Origin of the sequence: Pseudomonas sp. NGC7, assembly GCF_047159675.1 — a bacterium.
Classification (GTDB): domain Bacteria; phylum Pseudomonadota; class Gammaproteobacteria; order Pseudomonadales; family Pseudomonadaceae; genus Aquipseudomonas; species Aquipseudomonas kermanshahensis.
In genome coordinates, this window is sequence record NZ_BAAFZY010000001.1 from 2,049,790 (window position 1) to 2,067,064 (window position 17,275).

A 17,275-nucleotide genomic window follows, 5' to 3' on the forward strand; every position below is an offset into this window, starting at 1 on the left:
TTGCACATGCTCGAACAGGCTCAGCGCGTTCTCAAGGATATCTTCGGCTACGACAGTTTCCGTGGGCGCCAGGCAGCAATCATCGAATGCGTGGCCAACGGCGGCGATGCGCTGGTACTGATGCCCACCGGCGGCGGCAAGTCGCTGTGCTTCCAGGTGCCGGGGCTGCTGCGCCCAGGCCTGACCGTGGTGGTTTCGCCGCTGATTGCGTTGATGGACGACCAGGTCGCCACGCTCGACGAGCTTGGCGTGGCCGCGGCCGCACTCAACTCGACGCTGAGCGCCGAGCAGCAACGTGAGCTGGCCGGGCGCATGCGCCGCGGTGAGCTGAAGATGCTGTACCTGGCGCCTGAACGTCTGGTTCAGCCGCGTATGCTCGACTTCCTGCGCGACCTGGACATCTCGCTGTTCGCCATCGACGAGGCCCACTGCGTGTCGCAATGGGGCCACGATTTCCGTCCGGAATACCTGCAGTTGGGCCAACTGGCCGAGCTGTTCCCGCATGTGCCGCGCATCGCCCTGACCGCCACCGCCGACATGCGCACCCGCGAAGAGATCGTCCAGCGCCTGCACCTGCAGGGCGCCGAGCGTTTTCTTTCCAGTTTCGACCGGCCCAACATCTTCTACCGCATTGTGCCCAAGGAGGCGCCGCGCAAGCAGCTGATGGCCTTCCTCGGCGAGCGTCGCGGCAACGCAGGCATCGTCTACTGCCTGTCGCGCAAGAAGGTCGACGAGACCGCTGCCTTCCTCTGCGACCAGGGCTTCCCGGCGCTGCCGTATCACGCCGGCCTGGCTGCCGAAACGCGATCCGCCAACCAGCACCGCTTCCTCAACGAGGAAGGCTTGATCATGGTCGCCACCATTGCCTTCGGCATGGGCATCGACAAGCCCAACGTGCGCTTTGTCGCCCACCTCGACCTGCCCAAGTCGCTTGAGGCCTATTACCAGGAGACCGGCCGTGCCGGCCGTGATGGCTTGCCGTCCGATGCCTGGATGGCCTACGGCCTGCAGGACATGGTGATGCTCAAGCAGATGCTGCAGAACTCCGAGGGCGACGAGCGCCACAAGCGCGTCGAGCAGCACAAGCTCGACGCCATGCTGGCCCTGTGTGAAGAAACCCGCTGCCGCCGCCAGTCGTTGCTGGCCTACTTTGACGAAACCCTGGAGCAGCCCTGCGGGCATTGCGACAACTGCATCGACCAAGTGCAGACCTGGGACGCCACCGAACCTGCTCGCCAGGCGCTGTCGGCCGTATTCCGTACCGGCCAGCGCTATGGTGTCGGGCACCTGGTGGACGTCCTGCTGGGCAAGGACACCGAGAAAGTGCGCAATTTCGGCCACGAGAAGCTTTCGGTGTTCGGTGTCGGCAAGTCGCTGGCCGAGGTCGAGTGGCGTTCGTTGTTCCGCCAGTTGGTCGCACGCGGCCTGGTAGATATCGACCTTGAAGGCTACGGGGGCCTGCGCCTTTCCGACAGCTGCCGGCCGCTGTTGCGCGGCGAGGTGACCTTGCAACTGCGCCGCGACCTCAAGCCGCAGACGGTGGCCAAGAGCGCTGGCAGCGGCGGCAGCCCGGCCAGCCAGTTGGTGCGTGCCGAAGAACGCGAGCTGTGGGAGGCGCTGCGTACCCTGCGGCGCAAGCTGGCCGAGGAGCACAGCGTGCCGCCTTACGTCATCTTCCCCGATTCGACGCTGCTCGAAATGCTGCGCAGCCAGCCCGCCAGCCTCAGCGACATGGCCCAGGTCAGCGGCGTGGGTGCGCGCAAGCTGGAGCGCTACGGTCAGGCCTTCCTGGAGGTGCTCAACAACAGCGGTGGCACCGATGAGGCGCCCAAGGTGGTGCTCGACCTGCGCCACGAACTGGTCAGCCTGGCGCGCGCGGGCATGACCCCCGCGCAGATCGCCGGCCAGCTCAATTGCAGCGAAAAGAATGTATACAGCCTGCTGGCCGAGGCCATCGGTCGCCAGGAACTGAGCCTTGATCAGGCCCTCGACCTGCCGGAAGACCTGATGATGGAGGTGCAGGACGCCTTCCTCGACGGCGAAGGCGAGCTGCCGCCGGTGTCGACTATCGCGCCCTTGTTCGGGCCACGGGTACCGGAGGGGGTGCTGTATTGCATACGCGCAGCATTGGCCGCGGAGTTCGACGTTTAACAGCCGGCAGGTTCGAGGCCAGAACCGCCAACTGCTGACCTTTGTCATGCTTTTTGACGATTATCGAACACTGGCAAGCGCCCGAGCCTTGCCACGTGGTCCGGGGCATGGTTAGCTGCCTAATAATTAGATCTATTCAATGAGTTGCTTATGCCCCTGACCGACAACCAACACCGCTTCGGCATGCAGCTGGCCCAGATGTCCCGGGGCTGGCGTGCCGAGTTGGACCGCCGCTTGGCCGGGTTAAACCTGTCCCAGGCGCGCTGGCTGGTGTTGCTGCACCTGGCCCGTTTCGAAGAAGCACCGACCCAGCGTGAGCTGGCCCAGAGTGTGGGTGTCGAAGGCCCGACCCTGGCGCGCTTGCTCGACAGCTTGGAGGCACAGGGCCTGGTGCGCAGGCAGGCAGTGCTTGAAGACCGGCGGGCGAAGAAGATTTTGCTGTGCCCACCGGCCAAGCCGCTGATCGAACAGATCGAGACCATTGCCAACGCGCTGCGGGTAGAGCTGTTCACCGGGGTGGATGAGGCGGACCTGGAAGTGTGCATGCGGGTACATGCGAAGATTCTGGGTAACCTCGAAAAATCCTGATTTCGGGGCCGGATACGGCCCCATTGATTCAGAAGGTATGCCCCAAGTTCAGGTACACCGCCTGCTCATGCGCACTGTTGGCCCCATAGCTCAGGTTCAACGGCCCCAACGGTGTCTCCAGCCCCAGGAAGATACTCGCCGCATTGATGTAGCCACTGTCGAACTCATTGTCGTTGTTCCACGCCCGCCCACGTTCCAGTGAGCCGCCGATGTACAACGGGAAGTCCAGCGGCACGTAGGCCCGTGGCGTCAGGCGGCGGTAATAGACCATGCGCAGCAAGCTGATGTTCTGCCCCGACACCGAGTCCTGGCGGAACCCTGACAGCTCCCGCGCGCCGCCCATCACGAAGCTTGAGGTCACCACCTCGGCATCATCCAGCGTGCGCCCGTAGCGCCCGCCCAGCACCCAGGTATTCGGGCCACTGCTGATGGCCTTGTCCAGGTTGAACAGCCACTGGCGGTAGTCCTGGTCGGAGTCGAGCGATTTGTCGTACTTGCGCAGTGTCAGGCCGATGTCTTCGCCGCTGTGCGGGAAGTACACGTTGTCGAGGGTATCGAACGAGTACTTGAGCTCGTAGAACCCTTCATTGAAGCTGACCTTGGGCAGGTCCTGGTCACCGATACGCACTTCGGCTTCCCCCCAGGCCTTGCCCGCGCCAAGGCGCACTTCGCCATAGGTGCCGATCTGCCGGCCGAGGTTGAGGCCAAAACCATAACGTTCCAGCCGGTACTCGGCGATCGGGTCATTGTCCAGGGTCGCCTCAATGTTGCGCGAGCCTATGTCCAGGTAAGGCGCGACGAAGTAGCGCGAGCCCACATCCAGCGGCTGATAGAACTCGCTGTAAAGCTCTTGCTGGTCGCCGATCTGGGCGCGGGTCAGCCATTCGGCGCCCAGGCTGTTGATGCCGTTGACCCGGTAGCTGGCGCCGAGGTTGAAGGCGCTGTCGCCGCGCAGGTCATCCGACAGGTTCAGGCCTAGGCGCAGGTAGTCGGTGCCGCCGCGTCTGCCGCGGGCATTGATCACCAAGGTGTTGTCAGCGCCCTTGTGCACCACGCGGTACTGCACCCGGTCGAAGTAGTCCAGGCCATACAGCGTGCCCATGTCGGTCTGCAGGCGGTCGAGCTCCAGCGGCGCATCGATCGGCTGGCGGATATAGGAGCGGATCACGTCATCGCTGACCTTGGAGTCGTTTTCCACTCGGATCGCAGTGATCACCGGCGTGCGTTGACGCGGCGAGCGGGCAACGGCCAGGCTGCTGTCGCCCTCGGGCTGGCGCAACGCGGCCAGGCGCGGGTCGAGCAGGCGGGTGGCGCGGTAGCCGGCCTCGATCATCTCGCGGGCGCGGCCGAAGTCGGTCACGCCAAATGCGGCCAGCGTCGGCTGGATCAGGATGTCGTCGCGGTGCAGGCTGGCCAGTTGTTCTTCAGAGTTGCGCCGGGTCATCAGGGTGATCGACTGGTTCAGCACATCAACCACCGTGGCCAGTTGCTTGCGGTCACGCAGCGGCGTACCGATGTCGACCACGATAGCCAGGTCCACACCCATGTCGCGGGCCACATCCAGTGGGATGTTGTCGACCATGCCGCCATCCACCAGCAAGCGGCCATCCAGCTCGACCGGGGCGAACACCGCGGGGATCGACATGCTGGCGCGGATCACCTGGGGCAGGTGGCCGCGGCGGAACACCACTTTTTCGCCGCTGGCGATGTCGGTGGCCACCGCCCGGAAGGGGATGGGCAGTTTGTCGAAGTCGCGGGTGTCGGCGGTATGGGCCAGCTTGCTTTCCAGCAGCAACGCCAGGTTCTGGCCCTGGATCACGCCCAGCGGCAGGCCCAAGCTGCCGTCGTCGCGAAAGCTCAGCTTCTGCTTGACCAGAAAATCACGGTCGTCCTGCTTGCGCCGGAACGGCACATCCTTGCGCGGGGGCGCATCCGACAAGGCCTGTTGCCAGTCCAGGGTAGTGGCCAGCTTTTCCAGTTCTTCGACGCTGTAACCCGAGGCGTACAGCCCGCCGATCACCGCCCCCATGCTGGTGCCCGCGATGGCATCGATGTGCACGCCTTGTTCTTCCAGGGCCTTGAGCACGCCGATATGGGCCAGGCCGCGTGCCGCGCCGCCAGAGAGCACCAGGCCAACCTTGGGCCGTACTTGCTCGGCGGCATTGACCGTGGCAGCAACCAGCATCAGCAAAAAGCAGAACAGCGAACGGCGCATCGTGAGTCTCAAACCGTGGGCGAAAGACCGCTAGTATAAGCGGCCCCTTACCTGGAGATGCTTCGCAATGGCCATCAGCAAGCCTGAAATCGTCATCACGTATTGCACGCAGTGCCAGTGGCTGCTGCGCGCTGCCTGGCTGGCCCAAGAACTGCTCAGCACCTTTGCCGACGACCTTGGTCGGGTAGCACTGGAGCCGGGTACCGGTGGCATCTTCCGCATCACCTGTGATGGCGTGCAGATTTGGGAGCGCAAGGCCGACGGTGGGTTCCCGGAGGCCAAGGTGCTCAAGCAGCGGGTGCGTGACCAAATCGACCCGCAGCGCGACCTGGGCCACAACGATCGCTGATCAGGCGCCTTCGGCCAGCGGCCGTGGCTTTACGGGTTGTTCGGCTGCCAGGCGGCTGGACAGCACGATGGCGAAAATGATCAGCGCGCCACCCAGCAGCATGCGTACCGTGGGCGTTTCGGCGAACACGGCCCAGGCCACGGCGATGCCGTAGACCGGCTCCATGCCGAACACCACGGCAGCCGTGCGCGCCTTGATCACGGCCAGGCTGGCGACAAACAGGCTGTGGGCCACGCCCGTGCAGAAGACGCCGAGCAGGGCGATCCACAACCAGTCCATCGGCGTCACCGCGCCCAGCCCGGGTGCTGCGAACGGCAATAGGCACAGGCTGACCACAAGGTTTTGCCACAGTGCTGCCTGCACGGCGGGCAAGCGGCCGGAACCGGCGCGGTTGGTCAGCGACAGCAACGAGAACAACAGCCCCGACAGCAGCGCCCAGAGCAGGCCGCCAGTGGCCTCGCTGGCCAGGTCGAAGGCCGGTGTGACCAGCACCAGGCCGATGCTCACCAGCAGCACCAGCACGGCTTCATTGCGGCGGATGCGTTCGCGGAACAGCAGGCCTTCGAGGATCACGGTAAAGGCTGGGAAGCTGGCGAAGCCCAGGGTGGCGATGGCCACGCCGCCCACCTTGACGGCGATGAAGAAGCTGACCCAGTGCCCCGCCAGCAGCACGCCGCCGAGCAGTAGGCGGCGCACATCCTGGCCACTGAGCCGGTGCCAGCCTTGGCGGGCAAAACTGGCGAACAGGGCCAGGGCCAGGACGGCAAAAACGGCGCGGCCGAAAACGATGATGGCCGGGCTGGCGCTGGCGGCCAGCTTGCCGAAGACGCCGGTAAGGCCGAAGAACAGCGCGCCAATGTGCAGGGCGCCTAGGGCTGTGCGGTGGTTCATGGTGGTCCTTGAGCAAGAGTATGTCAGTACTGGCCCTTTCGCGGGGCAAGCCCGCTCCCACAGGTACGGCGCAACCCCCGAAGCATGTGGGGGCGGGCTTGCCCCGCGAAAGGGCCAGTGCAGGCACAGTGTAAGTCTTCAGGCAGACCCGTTCTGTCGCCCACCTAGCGTCCGTTATCGTCAGACTCTCGCCGCAACGCCAAAGGCGTACAGCCAAACGCCCGCAACATCGCCGCCGAAAACGCACTCTGCGAGCTGTACCCCACACGCGCCGCAATCTCCCCCATTGGCAGCACCGTCTGCTCCACCAGATGCCGTGCCTTGAGCAAGCGCCGCTGGCGCATGTAGTCCATCGGCGTCATCGCGCATTCGGCAATAAAGCGTGCATGCAGGCGAGCAGTGGACAGCCCGGCCAGGCGCGCCAGGTCGGCGACCTGCAACGGGTAGGCAGCATGTTGCTCGATATGCGCATCGAACGCCGCATAAGGCAGGCGCTGGCTGGCCCTGATGCTGGCGGCTGCCGGCGGGGTAAGGCTGGCCAACAGCAGTGCCGCGCCTTGGCGGGCGATCAGCGGGTCGCCCATGGGGCTGGCCGCCAGCCAGTCCACCAACTGCTGCTGGCGAGCGTCCAGGCCCAAGGCCGCAGGGCGATCGAGCAGCCGGCGGCTGGCATCGGCATGCTCGCCCAGTTGCTCGCGCAACCAGTGCTCCCCAGGCACATCCAGCACCAGGCAGTCGCTGCCAGCACCGCTGGAGCAGGTGTGGTGCGCACCCGCCGGCACCACCATCAGTGCCTGACGATCTACCCGTGCACCGTGGCCCTGGACCTCGAATTCCAGGCGGCCGCTGAGGCCGAACACCAGTTGCGGGTGTTCGTGGCTGTGGGCGATCAGGCTGTCACGGTAGTGGCGCAGCGAGAGGATCGGGCCTGTGGTCATGGGGGCGTCCTCGCAGGGCAGACGCGTATTGTGCCTCATTCACTGCAGGCCATCACCCGTCATGGTTTTGCCACAGCGCTGTCATCCGCGCCTGCCAGTCTCCAGCAAACTGCGCCGGAGCCCGCCCATGACCCACGCTGAACTCTCCCGTCCCTCGCGCAAGCAACGTGTGCGCACCGTGTGGATTTCCGATGTGCACCTGGGCACCCGTGACTGCCAGGCCGAGCACCTGTCGCGGTTTCTCAAGGGCTACCAGGCCGACCGCATCTACCTGGTCGGCGATATCATCGATGGCTGGAAGCTGCGTGGCGGCATCTATTGGCCGCAAGCCCACACCAACGTCATCCGGCGCCTGTTGACCATGAGCAAGCGAGGCACCGAGGTCATTTATGTCACCGGCAACCATGACGAATTCCTGCGCCGTTATTCGAAGCTGATGCTGGGCAACATCCAGTTGGTGGATGAGGCCGAGCACCTGACGGCCGATGGGCGCCGCCTGCTGGTGATCCACGGCGACCAGTTCGACGTAATTACCCGCTACCACCGCTGGCTGGCGTTTCTAGGTGACCGCGCGTATGAGTTCACCCTGGTGCTCAACCGTTGGCTCAACCACTGGCGTGCCCGTTACGGCTATGGCTACTGGTCGTTGTCGGCTTACCTCAAGCACAAGGTGAAGGGCGCTGTGAGCTTCATCAGCGATTTCGAGGATGCCATTGCCCACGAGTGCACCCGCCGCGGGTTTCAGGGGGTGGTATGCGGGCACATCCATCATGCCGAGATCCGCAAGGTGGGGGAGGTGGAGTACCTCAATTGCGGGGATTGGGTGGAGTCGTGCACGGCCTTGATCGAGCACTGGGATGGCAGCATCGAGCTGTATCGCCTGGCGGATGCGCAGGCGCGACACGCTGAAGGCCGCAAAGTGGCCCAGGCCAGTTAAAGGCTGATCTTGCCCAGCAAGATGTCACGGAACATGGCGAAATCACCGATCAGGCTGTAAAGCGGATAGGTAAACGTCGCCGGCCGGTTCTTCTCGAAGAAGAAATGCCCGACCCACGCAAAGCCATAGCCAAACAGCGGCACGGCCAGCAGCAGCAACCATTTGCCGCTGCCGATGGTGTACGCCAGCAAGGCAATCACCAGGCTTGTCCCGACAAAATGCAGGCGGCGGCAGGTGGGGTTGCTGTGCTCACCCAGGTAGTAGGGGTAGAACTCGGCAAAACTGCGAAACTGCGCTGTGCTGTTCATGGCACTGCTCCGGGATTAATACTTCTGGATAAGATGCACGGCGTGGAGCCTGAATCGAGTCTAGAGTCATTGGCGGGGCCTACCAGTGACAATAGGCGCCAATTGAGTATCCTTGGGGTTCACCGCAGGAGCGGTCAGCATAAGAAGCCTGTCATGAGTGAAAGAACCACGTCAGCCAGCTGGGCATCAGGGATCGTCAAGGCACTCGAGCTGGAAGGGCTCGATTGCCCAGCCATGTTCAAGCAACTCGGGCTCGACTTCGCCGCCCTCGACGACCCCGACGCGCGTTTCCCTCAGGATTCCATGACCCGGCTGTGGCAGCTGGCGGTGGAACTGTCGGGCAACGAAGCCATCGGCCTGAACATGGCACGGGTAGTGCGCCCGGCTTCGTTCCATGTGGTGGGCTATGCATTGATGTCCAGCCGCACCCTGGCCGAAGGCTTCGAGCGGCTGGTGCGTTACCAGCGCATCATTGCCGAAAGCTCCGACTTGAGCTTCCGCCTCGGCCCTGAGGGCTATTCGCTGATTCTGACCGTGCATGGCGACCATCTGCCACCGACCCGGCACAGCGCCGAAGCGTCGTTGGCGTGCGCGCTGTCGTTGTGCACCTGGCTCAGCGGGCGGGTCATACAGCCTCGCCGGGTATTGGTGCAGGGGCCGCAGCCGAAGAACATCGAACCCTACAAGGTCGCCTTCCATTCACCGTTGGTGTTCGATGCACCGCACGATGCGCTGGTGTTCGAGCGTGCCGACATGGAAGCGCCACTGCCGACGGCCAACGAGGCCATGGCCATATTGCACGACCGTTTTGCCGGTGAGTACCTGGCGCGCTTTTCGGAAAGCCGGGTCACCCACCGGGTTCGCCAGGTGCTGTGCCGCATCCTGCCCCAGGGCGAGCCCAAGCGTGAAACCCTGGCCCAGGCCCTGCACCTGTCTCAGCGGACCTTGCAGCGGCGCCTGCAAGAGGAGGGCACCAGCTTCCAGACCTTGCTCGACGATACCCGCCGTGAGCTGGCCGAGCAGTACCTGGCCCAGCCCGGCATGACGCTGCTGGAAACCGCCTACCTGCTGGGTTTCGCCGACCCGAGCAATTTCTACCGGGCGTTCCGCCGCTGGTTCGATGCCACCCCCAGCGAATACCGCGCCCGCCTGGGCGCGGAGCCTGAAGGGGTCAGTGACGCCAGAACGCCGGCATGCACAACACTAGCACCGTGATGATCTCCAGCCGGCCGAGCAGCATGCCGCCGGCGAGGATCCACTTGGCGGCGTCCGGCAGCGTCGCATAGTTGCCGGCTGGGCCGATCACTTCGCCCAGCCCCGGGCCTACGCCCGACACGGTGCCGGCGGCACCGGTCAGCGCGGTCATCCAGTCCACGCCCAGCAGCGACAGCAGCAGCGCCATCACGCAGATGGTGATCGCGAAAAAGAACGAGAACGTCAGGATCGAGCGCACGATTTCTTCGTCGAGGCGGTGCCCGTTGTACTTCTGCTTGATCACTGCGCGCGGGTGGATCAACTGGTTAAGGCTGGCCTTGAGCAGGATGTAGGCGACCTGGAAGCGGAAGATCTTGATACCGCCTGCGGTCGAGCCGGAGCAGCCGCCGACGAAGCCCAGGTAGAAGAACAGCATCAGCGAGAAATTGCCCCACAGGCTGTAGTCGCCCAGGGCGAAGCCGGTGGTGGTGACCACCGAGGTCACGTTCAGCGCCACGTGGCGCAAGGCATCCAGCCAGTGCAGGTTGGTGGTGGCCCAATACCAGGTACCCAGCACGACCCAGGTGACCACCAACATGCCGAGCAACCCCTGAACCTGCTGGTCGCGGATCAACGCCCGGCGGTTGCCGCGCAGGGTGGCCACATACAAGGTGAAGGGCAGGCTGCCGAGGATCATCACCACCACCGCGACCCAATGCACAGCAGGGATATCCCATTTCGCCAACGACTGGTCGGAGGTCGAGAAGCCCCCGGTGGAAATCGCCGACATGGCGTGGTTGATGGCATCGAACGGCCGCATGCCGGCCCACCAGAAGGCCAGCGCGCCGAGCACGGAGAAACCGACGTACACGCCGACGATCGACTTGGCGACCATGTGTGAACGCGGCATGACCTTTTCGGAGCGGTCCGAGGACTCGGTCTGGAACAGGCGCATGCCACCAATGCGCAGCAGCGGCAGGATCGCCACGGCCATGGCGATAAAGCCGATGCCGCCGAGCCAGTGCAGCATCGAGCGCCACATTAGGATCCCCGGCGACATGCTGTCCAGGCCGCTGAGCACCGTGGCGCCGGTCGCGGTGATGCCGGACATGCTCTCGAAGAAGGCGTCGGTGTAACTGATGTGTTGCGTCAACAGGAACGGCAAGGCCGCGAACACGCACACCACCAGCCAGCTGCTGACGGTCAGCAGGTACATGTCGCGCGGGCGCAGGTGCACGTGCTCGGGCCGGCCCTGCACGACCATGAGCAGGCCGGCGATGAAGGTGATCAGGCTGGACCAGAGGAACGACGGCATGTCGCCAGTGCGCTCGAAGATCACCAGGGTCGCCATGGGCACGACCATGCTGACGGCCAGGGTGATCAGGAAGATGCCGATGATGAAACCAATGATCCTTAAGGTCGGCAACGCCATGTGATCTGCTCTGACTCTGAACGGAAGGGCGCCATTCTACCTATGGGTCTGGTGATGTAAACGCTAGAATGGCCGCACATTCACCTGCCAGGAGGGTAGCCGATGGAGGCTCTCGACGCATTGCTCAACCGTGTTTCCGTGCCACGTCTGACCGACCCCGCGCCAAATGATGCCCAGCGTGAGGCGTTGTTCCAGGCTGCATTGCGTGCACCGGACCACGGCCAGCTGCGCCCGTGGCGGTTCCTGACCATCGAAGGCCAGGGCCGTGAGAAGCTGGGCGAGCTGTTCGCCGAAGCGGTGCAGCACAAGGGCGATGCCAGCCAGGCAGCGCTGGACAAGGCACGCGCCATGCCGCTGCGTGCGCCGTTGCTGATCGTGGTGATCGCCAAGCTGCAGGATCATTTCAAGGTGCCCAAGTCCGAGCAGCGCCTGGCGGCCGGGTGTGCGGCCCACGGGATTCTGATCGCGGCGCATGCCCAGGGTGTCGGTGCGGTGTGGCGTACCGGTGAAATGGCGTTCGATGCGCATGTGCACAAAGGGCTGGGGTTGGCCGAGCATGAGGAGTTGATCGGTTACCTGTATGTCGGCACGCCGGTGAACGAGCCGCGTACCGCGCCGGTGCTGGACACTGCTGATTTTGTCAGTGCCTGGGGCGAGTAAACGCTGAGATTGTTGGGGCCGCTATCGCGTAACCCGTGTAGGAGCAGCCTTGTGCTGCGAATGGGGCGCAAAGCGGCCCCGCCCCAGGCTCAACCCACAACCTGTGCCACAGGCAACTCCAGCCGTGCCACAAATCCCCCTTGCGGATGGTTCGCCAGCACCAGGCTACCGCCATGGCGCTCGGCCGCCTTGCGCGCAATCGCCAGCCCCAATCCATGCCCAGCGGCTTGCTGCCCCGGGGCTCGGAAGAACGGCTCACCCAGCTGCGCCAGGTGCTCTGGCGCCACCCCTGGCCCATGGTCACGCACGCTCAACACAATGCGGCCCTGCTCACGCTCGGCGCTGACTTCGATCGGTTGCCCGACCGGGTTGAAGCGCAAGGCATTGCGCAGCAGGTTGTCGACGGCGCGCTCGATCAAGGTTGGCCAACCCTGCAAGGTCAGCCCAGGTTGCGCCTGCAGGCGGACCTCCTGCTCCGGCGCGCTGAGCAACGCATCCTTGCGCACACCGCCCAGCAAGGCGTTGAGGTCGACCGGCTCGGCATGCGCCTGCTCGGCATCGACACGGGCCAGGGCAAGGATTTCGCTGATCAGGTCTTCCAGCCGGTCGCATTCGCGGGTCAGGCGCGGCCACAGCGCCTGACGCTGCTCGGGCTCAGCCCGTTCGGCCAAGGCCAGCGCGATACGCAGCCTAGCCAGCGGTGAGCGCAGTTCATGGGAGACGTCGCGTAGCAACTGGCGCTGGCTGCCGATGGTGCTCTGCAGGCGGGCACCCATCTTGTTGAAGTCGTTGGCCAAGACCCCGAACTCGTCGCGCCGGGCGGCCAGGCGCGCCAGGCTGTTCTGTTGGTAGCTGGTCTGGCCGAGGTCGTGCACTGCGCTGCGCAGGCGGCTCAAGGGGCGGGTGATGGACAGGGTCACCAACAGGCTGAACAAGGTCAGTACCACCAAGGCGATGCCCAGTGCACTGAGTGGCCAGAGCAGGCTCTCGCGGTGCCACGCGTCCAGCTCGGGGTGCGGGATCCGGTAAATCAGCAGGTACGTCTCACCGCTGTAGGGGCTGGTGTATTCCTCGGTCAGGCGCCGCCACGGCAAGCGCCGCTCGTCATTGTGCTGGCGCGCCTCGAAGGCCGCTGCGCGGCGCGGGAAGGTGCCGGGCACCACCGCCTCGCCGCTGTCGTCGAGCACTTGCACATCGATCTTGAAGCGCTGCTTGCGGCGTTCGAGGAACTGCTGCGCCGAGGCCGTGCCTTCCTGTTCGTAGTGCTTGGCCCAGTGGCTGGCGAGGGTGTTGAGGCCTGGGTGGCGGCTGAGGATCCAGGCGTCCTGGTTGAGCATGTGGCCCAACAGGATCGATAGCCCGGCAACCAGGGTGATGGCCAGCCAGAAACTGGCCAGGATGCGCCAGAACAGTGAACGCAAGTGCACCTCCTGCAAACGGGAAAAGCCCGGCCCGCAGGGGTGCGGGCCGGGCGTCGGGCGGTTAGCTTACTGGGCCTTCGCGGCTTTTTCAGCTTTCCAGGCCTGGAACGCTTGCCATTCGGCTTTCTTTGCAGCCCGCTCTTTCTGCAGTTCGTCGAACTGCTTTTGTTGCTCAGGCTTGAGCAGGGCGCGGACCTGGCTGTCGGTCTTGTCGTGGCTGGCCTTGAGTTCATCCTGCATGGCCTTCTGGTCGGCGGCCGGCAGCTTGGACAGGTAGCGCTCAGTGATGTCGCGGCGTTGCTTCATCTGCTCGCCCATCAGCTTGCCGATCTGCTGACGCTGGTCGCGGCTCAGGTCCAGTTGGGCGAAAGGCGCATCACCGCGATGATGCGGGCCGTCGTGACGCGGGCCGCCTTCAGGCATGGCCATGGCCACGGTCGGCAGGGCGGCGGCGAACATCAGGGCGATAAGGGTCTTGCGCATGGTGTCTCTCCTTTCATAGGCCGGTGGTTACCGGATGAGCACAGTCTACGCAGCCCACCGTCAAGGGCGGTCAGGGGAGGGTAAAGGCTGGGTAAAGATGACGGCTGAGATTTTGGGGCCGCTGCGCAGCCCATGGCCGGCAAGCCAGCTCCTACAGCGATAGCGCTGCCCTTGAACACTGCACTGCTCATGTGGGAGCTGGCTTGCCGGCCATGGGCTGCGCAGCGGCCCCAGCGATCTCACAAGCTGTAGTAATAGCCCCGGCTACGCAACGCAACGATGCGCGGGCGGCCATCGGCATGGGGCCCGATTTTCTTGCGCAGGTTGCTGACGTGCATGTCCAGGCTGCGGTCATACAGGGTCAGCTTGCGGCCAAGACCAATCTGCGCCAGTTCCTGCTTGTCCAGCGGTTCACCGGGCTGGCGCAGCAGGGCTTCGAGGATGCGGCTTTCGGACAGGGTCAGGGTCATCTCGCGGCCATCGATGCTGGCCACGCCACGTGCCGGGCTGTAGATCAGGTCGCCAATCTCTACCTGGGTGGTGGTGGCGGCCGGGTGGCTGCGGCGCAACACGGCGCGCAGGCGGGCAGTGAGCTCCCGGGGGTCGCAGGGTTTGGCCAGGTAATCGTCGGCGCCCAGTTCGAGGCCAAGGATGCGGTCCAGCGGCTCGCCGCGCGCCGACAGCATCAGCACCGGCAGCTCGGCATGGTCATTGCGCAGTTGTTTGAGCAGCTCCAGGCCGCTGCCGTCAGGCAGCATCACATCCAGCACCACCGCCGCTGGCGCATGCGCGGCCAGGGCCTGACGTGCGCTCTGGCCATCGTGGCAGGCACGTACAGAAAAACCTTCCTGGGTCAGCCAGCTGCCGAGCAGCTCGCACAGCTCCTGGTCATCATCAATCAGTAACAGCTCACTCATGACTCACTCAACTCAACCATCGACGGCGTCATATTGGTCCGCCAGTGGCAAAGATACCGCAGACTGATGGCAAGTGTGTAACCAGTAGCACCGCGTGGCCTGCTTTCGCGGCCAAGCTCGCACCTGCAGGTTTGCGCAAAGCGCGAAGCTTGCGCTGGTCCTGTGGAAGCGGGCTTGCCCGCGAAAGCAGGCGACACGGCCTTGAATCAAGGCAGAACTTGCTTGAATGGCTTGACGATGACGCTGTCGTACACGCCCGCGGCAATGTACGGATCGGCATCGGCCCAGGCCTGTGCAGCGGCCAGGGAATCAAACTCAGCCACGATCAGGCTACCGCTGAAACCGGCTTCACCTGGGTCGTTGCTGTCGATGGCGGGGTGTGGGCCGGCCAGCACCACGCGGCCTTCGGCCTTGAGTTGCTGCAGGCGCTCGATATGCGCAGGGCGGGCAGCCAGGCGCTTTTCCAGGGAGTTCGCGACGTCGCTGGCGATGATGGCGTAGAGCATGTCAATCCTTGGGTTTGGAGGTAGAAGGGTCGTCGTGCAGGTGACGCGACAGGTAAACACCTTGGGCTACCAGGAAGATCACGGTCATGCCCAGGCTGCCGAACACCTTGAAATCGACCCAGAAGGCCTGGAAGGTGAAGGCGACGAACAGGTTGGCCGCGCCGCAGACCAGGAAGAAGCAGATCCAGGCCAGGTTCAGGCGGGTCCAGATGGCATCGGGCAGGGTCAGGGCGTGGCCCATGATGCGCTTGATCAGCACCCGGTCACCGATGAAGTGGCTGCCGGCGAACGCCAGGGCGAACAACCAGTTGACCACCGGCGCTTTCCATTTGAGGAAGGTTTCGCTGTGGAAGGTCAGGGTCAGGCCGCCGAACACCAGGCAGGCGACCAGGGTCAGCCATTGGCCTTTTTCCAGCTTGCGCTGGCGCAGGAACAGGGCACCGTACACCACCAGGGAACTGGCGATGAGCATGGCCGTGGCACTGTAGATACCGCCGAATTCGAAGCTGTGGCCGGCGACCTCCATGGGCCGCGGGTCGAGCTTGTAGACGATGAAGAACAGCAGCAGCGGGATGAAATCGATGAATTGTTTCACAATGGCAGCCAGAATCGGGATGTGACGGCATAATAACAAACATCGATTCCAGCGGTAGCGCTCCTCCATGAATGTTGATCTGCACTGTCACAGCACGGCCTCCGACGGCGCCCTGTCGCCCACGGTCCTGGTCGCCCGGGCCCATGAGCACGGGGTGCAAACGCTGGCACTGACCGACCATGACACCCTCGAAGGGCTCGTCGAAGCACGCCAGGCCTGCCACGCGCACGGCATGCACTGGGTCAGCGGGGTAGAGCTGTCGTGCACCTGGGGCGGGGCAACCATCCATGTGCTGGGCTATGACTTCCCGCTCGACGCACCGCCCTTGCTCGACGCCATCGAGGCGTTGCACCGTGGCCGCTGGCTGCGCGCGGAGGAAATCGACAAACGGCTGGCGGCCAAGGGCATGCCGGGTGCGCTCGACGGTGCCAGGGCCGTGCAACAAGAACTCGGCGACAGCGGCAACGCCCCAGCGCGCCCGCACTTTGCCGAGTTTCTGGTGCGCGCAGGGCACGTCAAGGACCGCGGCGAGGCCTTCCGCAAGTGGCTGGGCGCCGGCAAACTCGGCGACGTCAAGCAGCATTGGCCGACCCTGGACGAAACCGTTGCGACCCTTCGCCAGTCCAATGCTTGGGTGAGCCTGGCCCATCCGATGCATTACGATCTGACCCGCAGCAAGCGCAGACGGCTGATTGCCGACTATATTCAGGCAGGCGGGCAAGCACTTGAGGTGGTCAACGGGATGATGCCCGCCGAGCAGGTGGGCACGATGTCTATCCTCACCCGTGAGTTCGGCCTGCTGGCAAGCGCTGGCAGTGACTTCCACGGCCCCGGCACCTGGGGAGAGATCGGTGCCTACCGGCCTTTGCCCGAGGACCTGCCACCTCTGTGGCGCCGATTCAGCCATGAACAGCCTATGGCGGTATGAACAGGAAGACTATGTGAGCCAATTTTTCCAGATACATGCGGAAAACCCGCAAGCGCGCCTGATCAAACAGGCCGTCGAAATCATTCGCAAGGGCGGTGTGGTGGTCTATCCCACCGACTCGGCCTATGCACTGGGCTGCCAGATCGGTGACAAGAACGCCATCGAACGGGTCCGCCGTCTGCGCCAGTTGGACAAGCAACACAATTTCACCCTGTTGTGCTGCGACCTGTCGCAAATGGGCCTGTTTGCCAAGATCGATACCTCCACGTTCCGTCTGCTCAAAGCGCACATTCCGGGGCCCTATACCTTTATCCTCAATGCCACCCGGGAAGTGCCGCGGCTCTTGATGCACGAGAAGCGCCGCACCATCGGCCTGCGCGTGCCCTCCAACCCTATCGTCCTGGCGCTGCTCGAGGAGCTGGGAGAGCCGTTGATGAGTGTGAGCCTGATCTTGCCGGGCGATGAAGAACCCATGACGGACCCCTACGAGATCCGCCAACGCCTGGAACACCATGTCGACCTGATCATCGATGGCGGCTTCGGCGACCTCAAGGCATCCACGGTGATCGACCTGACGGGCGATGAGCCTGCCTTGATCCGCGAAGGCTGTGGCGACCCGTCCCCGTTCCTGGTCAACGCGTGAGCCAGGTGGAAGCGCCCGAGGCGCCGGCCGAGGAGGTCGAGTCGCCTCAACAGTTGCAATTGGCGCTGGTCTACGGCGAAGCCCTGACCGAGATGCCGGTGGACTTGTACATCCCACCG

At 64.2% G+C, this 17,275-nt stretch carries 18 protein-coding genes; 8 read left to right on the forward strand and 10 right to left on the reverse strand.

Annotated features, from left to right (window positions below; genetic code table 11):
- Positions 1-6 precede the first annotated feature (6 nt).
- Both recQ and ACMCNM_RS09380 read left to right on the forward strand, forming a co-directional pair.
- On the forward strand, positions 7-2,151 hold the full coding sequence (gene recQ / locus ACMCNM_RS09375; RefSeq protein ID WP_085272475.1) for a DNA helicase RecQ: 2,145 nt from the start codon (positions 7-9) through the stop codon (positions 2,149-2,151).
- A gap of 150 nt (positions 2,152-2,301) precedes the next feature.
- The gene (locus ACMCNM_RS09380) at positions 2,302-2,739 is read left to right on the forward strand and encodes a MarR family transcriptional regulator (RefSeq protein ID WP_027593119.1); all 438 of its coding nucleotides are present in this window, start codon (positions 2,302-2,304) and stop codon (positions 2,737-2,739) included.
- A 28-nt stretch (positions 2,740-2,767) separates the two neighbouring features.
- On the opposite strand, the gene ACMCNM_RS09385 is transcribed toward ACMCNM_RS09380, so the two are convergent.
- A complete protein-coding gene (locus ACMCNM_RS09385) occupies positions 2,768-4,954 on the reverse strand; it encodes a patatin-like phospholipase family protein (protein WP_186703659.1) in 2,187 nt (728 codons plus the stop codon).
- 67 nt (positions 4,955-5,021) lie between these two features.
- Here ACMCNM_RS09385 and ACMCNM_RS09390 point away from each other — a divergent pair, with 67 nt between their 5' ends.
- The gene (locus tag ACMCNM_RS09390) at positions 5,022-5,303 is read left to right on the forward strand and encodes a SelT/SelW/SelH family protein (RefSeq protein ID WP_027593117.1); all 282 of its coding nucleotides are present in this window, start codon (positions 5,022-5,024) and stop codon (positions 5,301-5,303) included.
- Here ACMCNM_RS09390 and ACMCNM_RS09395 read toward each other — a convergent pair whose 3' ends face one another.
- Entirely contained in the window at positions 5,304-6,194 is an 891-nt protein-coding gene (locus ACMCNM_RS09395; RefSeq protein WP_027593116.1) for a DMT family transporter, read from the reverse strand. It lies immediately after the preceding gene.
- A gap of 164 nt (positions 6,195-6,358) precedes the next feature.
- Entirely contained in the window at positions 6,359-7,132 is a 774-nt protein-coding gene (locus tag ACMCNM_RS09400; protein ID WP_412764252.1) for a helix-turn-helix domain-containing protein, read from the reverse strand.
- 127 nt (positions 7,133-7,259) lie between these two features.
- Here ACMCNM_RS09400 and ACMCNM_RS09405 point away from each other — a divergent pair, with 127 nt between their 5' ends.
- Complete coding sequence (locus ACMCNM_RS09405) at positions 7,260-8,069, forward strand: UDP-2,3-diacylglucosamine diphosphatase (RefSeq protein ID WP_412764253.1); 810 nt, start codon at positions 7,260-7,262, stop codon at positions 8,067-8,069.
- Here ACMCNM_RS09405 and ACMCNM_RS09410 read toward each other — a convergent pair.
- Entirely contained in the window at positions 8,066-8,377 is a 312-nt protein-coding gene (locus ACMCNM_RS09410) for a DUF962 domain-containing protein (protein ID WP_027593113.1), read from the reverse strand. The genes ACMCNM_RS09405 and ACMCNM_RS09410 overlap by 4 nt on opposite strands.
- Positions 8,378-8,530: 153 nt before the next feature.
- On the opposite strand from ACMCNM_RS09410, the gene ACMCNM_RS09415 reads away from it, so the two are divergent.
- Positions 8,531-9,592, forward strand: coding sequence for an AraC family transcriptional regulator (locus ACMCNM_RS09415; RefSeq protein WP_027593112.1), 1,062 nt, complete (start codon positions 8,531-8,533; stop codon positions 9,590-9,592).
- Here the strand turns inward: ACMCNM_RS09415 and ACMCNM_RS09420 are convergent.
- On the reverse strand, positions 9,549-11,003 hold the full coding sequence (locus ACMCNM_RS09420) for a TrkH family potassium uptake protein (RefSeq protein ID WP_085272478.1): 1,455 nt from the start codon (positions 11,001-11,003) through the stop codon (positions 9,549-9,551). The genes ACMCNM_RS09415 and ACMCNM_RS09420 overlap by 44 nt on opposite strands.
- A gap of 102 nt (positions 11,004-11,105) precedes the next feature.
- On the opposite strand from ACMCNM_RS09420, the gene ACMCNM_RS09425 reads away from it, so the two are divergent.
- Positions 11,106-11,663, forward strand: coding sequence for an NAD(P)H nitroreductase (locus ACMCNM_RS09425; protein ID WP_339550258.1), 558 nt, complete (start codon positions 11,106-11,108; stop codon positions 11,661-11,663).
- Positions 11,664-11,752: 89 nt separating this feature from the next.
- Here the strand turns inward: ACMCNM_RS09425 and ACMCNM_RS09430 are convergent, their stop codons facing one another.
- The 5 genes from ACMCNM_RS09430 to ACMCNM_RS09450 all read right to left on the reverse strand — a co-directional run bounded on the left by ACMCNM_RS09430 (position 11,753) and on the right by ACMCNM_RS09450 (position 15,585).
- Entirely contained in the window at positions 11,753-13,090 is a 1,338-nt protein-coding gene (locus tag ACMCNM_RS09430) for a sensor histidine kinase (RefSeq protein ID WP_238215481.1), read from the reverse strand.
- Between the two features lie 60 nt (positions 13,091-13,150).
- Positions 13,151-13,567, reverse strand: coding sequence for a Spy/CpxP family protein refolding chaperone (locus tag ACMCNM_RS09435; protein ID WP_027593108.1), 417 nt, complete (start codon positions 13,565-13,567; stop codon positions 13,151-13,153).
- Positions 13,568-13,806: 239 nt separating this feature from the next.
- Positions 13,807-14,484, reverse strand: coding sequence for a response regulator (locus ACMCNM_RS09440; RefSeq protein WP_412764254.1), 678 nt, complete (start codon positions 14,482-14,484; stop codon positions 13,807-13,809).
- 206 nt (positions 14,485-14,690) lie between these two features.
- On the reverse strand, positions 14,691-14,990 hold the full coding sequence (locus tag ACMCNM_RS09445; RefSeq protein WP_027593106.1) for a YciI family protein: 300 nt from the start codon (positions 14,988-14,990) through the stop codon (positions 14,691-14,693).
- A 1-nt stretch (position 14,991) separates the two neighbouring features.
- Entirely contained in the window at positions 14,992-15,585 is a 594-nt protein-coding gene (locus ACMCNM_RS09450; protein WP_027593105.1) for a septation protein A, read from the reverse strand.
- A 67-nt stretch (positions 15,586-15,652) separates the two neighbouring features.
- Between ACMCNM_RS09450 and ACMCNM_RS09455 the strand changes: the two genes are divergently transcribed.
- A complete protein-coding gene (locus tag ACMCNM_RS09455; RefSeq protein WP_099430134.1) occupies positions 15,653-16,513 on the forward strand; it encodes a PHP domain-containing protein in 861 nt (286 codons plus the stop codon).
- 13 nt (positions 16,514-16,526) lie between these two features.
- Complete coding sequence (locus ACMCNM_RS09460; RefSeq protein ID WP_217835010.1) at positions 16,527-17,156, forward strand: L-threonylcarbamoyladenylate synthase; 630 nt, start codon at positions 16,527-16,529, stop codon at positions 17,154-17,156.
- The last annotated feature ends 119 nt before the right edge of the window (positions 17,157-17,275 follow it).

Excerpts from the sequence above, each read along its gene's own strand:
- ACMCNM_RS09410 (WP_027593113.1), bottom strand. The coding sequence starts at position 8,377 with ATGAACAGCACAGCGCAGTTTCGCAGTTTTGCCGAGTTCTACCCCTAC.
- ACMCNM_RS09425 (WP_339550258.1), top strand. The coding sequence starts at position 11,106 with ATGGAGGCTCTCGACGCATTGCTCAACCGTGTTTCCGTGCCACGTCTG.
- ACMCNM_RS09385 (WP_186703659.1), bottom strand. The coding sequence starts at position 4,954 with ATGCGCCGTTCGCTGTTCTGCTTTTTGCTGATGCTGGTTGCTGCCACG.
- ACMCNM_RS09435 (WP_027593108.1), bottom strand. The coding sequence starts at position 13,567 with ATGCGCAAGACCCTTATCGCCCTGATGTTCGCCGCCGCCCTGCCGACC.
- ACMCNM_RS09390 (WP_027593117.1), top strand. The coding sequence starts at position 5,022 with ATGGCCATCAGCAAGCCTGAAATCGTCATCACGTATTGCACGCAGTGC.
- ACMCNM_RS09405 (WP_412764253.1), top strand. The coding sequence starts at position 7,260 with ATGACCCACGCTGAACTCTCCCGTCCCTCGCGCAAGCAACGTGTGCGC.
- ACMCNM_RS09395 (WP_027593116.1), bottom strand. The coding sequence starts at position 6,194 with ATGAACCACCGCACAGCCCTAGGCGCCCTGCACATTGGCGCGCTGTTC.
- ACMCNM_RS09455 (WP_099430134.1), top strand. The coding sequence starts at position 15,653 with ATGAATGTTGATCTGCACTGTCACAGCACGGCCTCCGACGGCGCCCTG.
- ACMCNM_RS09380 (WP_027593119.1), top strand. The coding sequence starts at position 2,302 with ATGCCCCTGACCGACAACCAACACCGCTTCGGCATGCAGCTGGCCCAG.
- recQ (WP_085272475.1), top strand. The coding sequence starts at position 7 with ATGCTCGAACAGGCTCAGCGCGTTCTCAAGGATATCTTCGGCTACGAC.
- ACMCNM_RS09400 (WP_412764252.1), bottom strand. The coding sequence starts at position 7,132 with ATGACCACAGGCCCGATCCTCTCGCTGCGCCACTACCGTGACAGCCTG.
- ACMCNM_RS09440 (WP_412764254.1), bottom strand. The coding sequence starts at position 14,484 with ATGAGTGAGCTGTTACTGATTGATGATGACCAGGAGCTGTGCGAGCTG.
- ACMCNM_RS09445 (WP_027593106.1), bottom strand. The coding sequence starts at position 14,990 with ATGCTCTACGCCATCATCGCCAGCGACGTCGCGAACTCCCTGGAAAAG.
- ACMCNM_RS09420 (WP_085272478.1), bottom strand. The coding sequence starts at position 11,003 with ATGGCGTTGCCGACCTTAAGGATCATTGGTTTCATCATCGGCATCTTC.
- ACMCNM_RS09415 (WP_027593112.1), top strand. The coding sequence starts at position 8,531 with ATGAGTGAAAGAACCACGTCAGCCAGCTGGGCATCAGGGATCGTCAAG.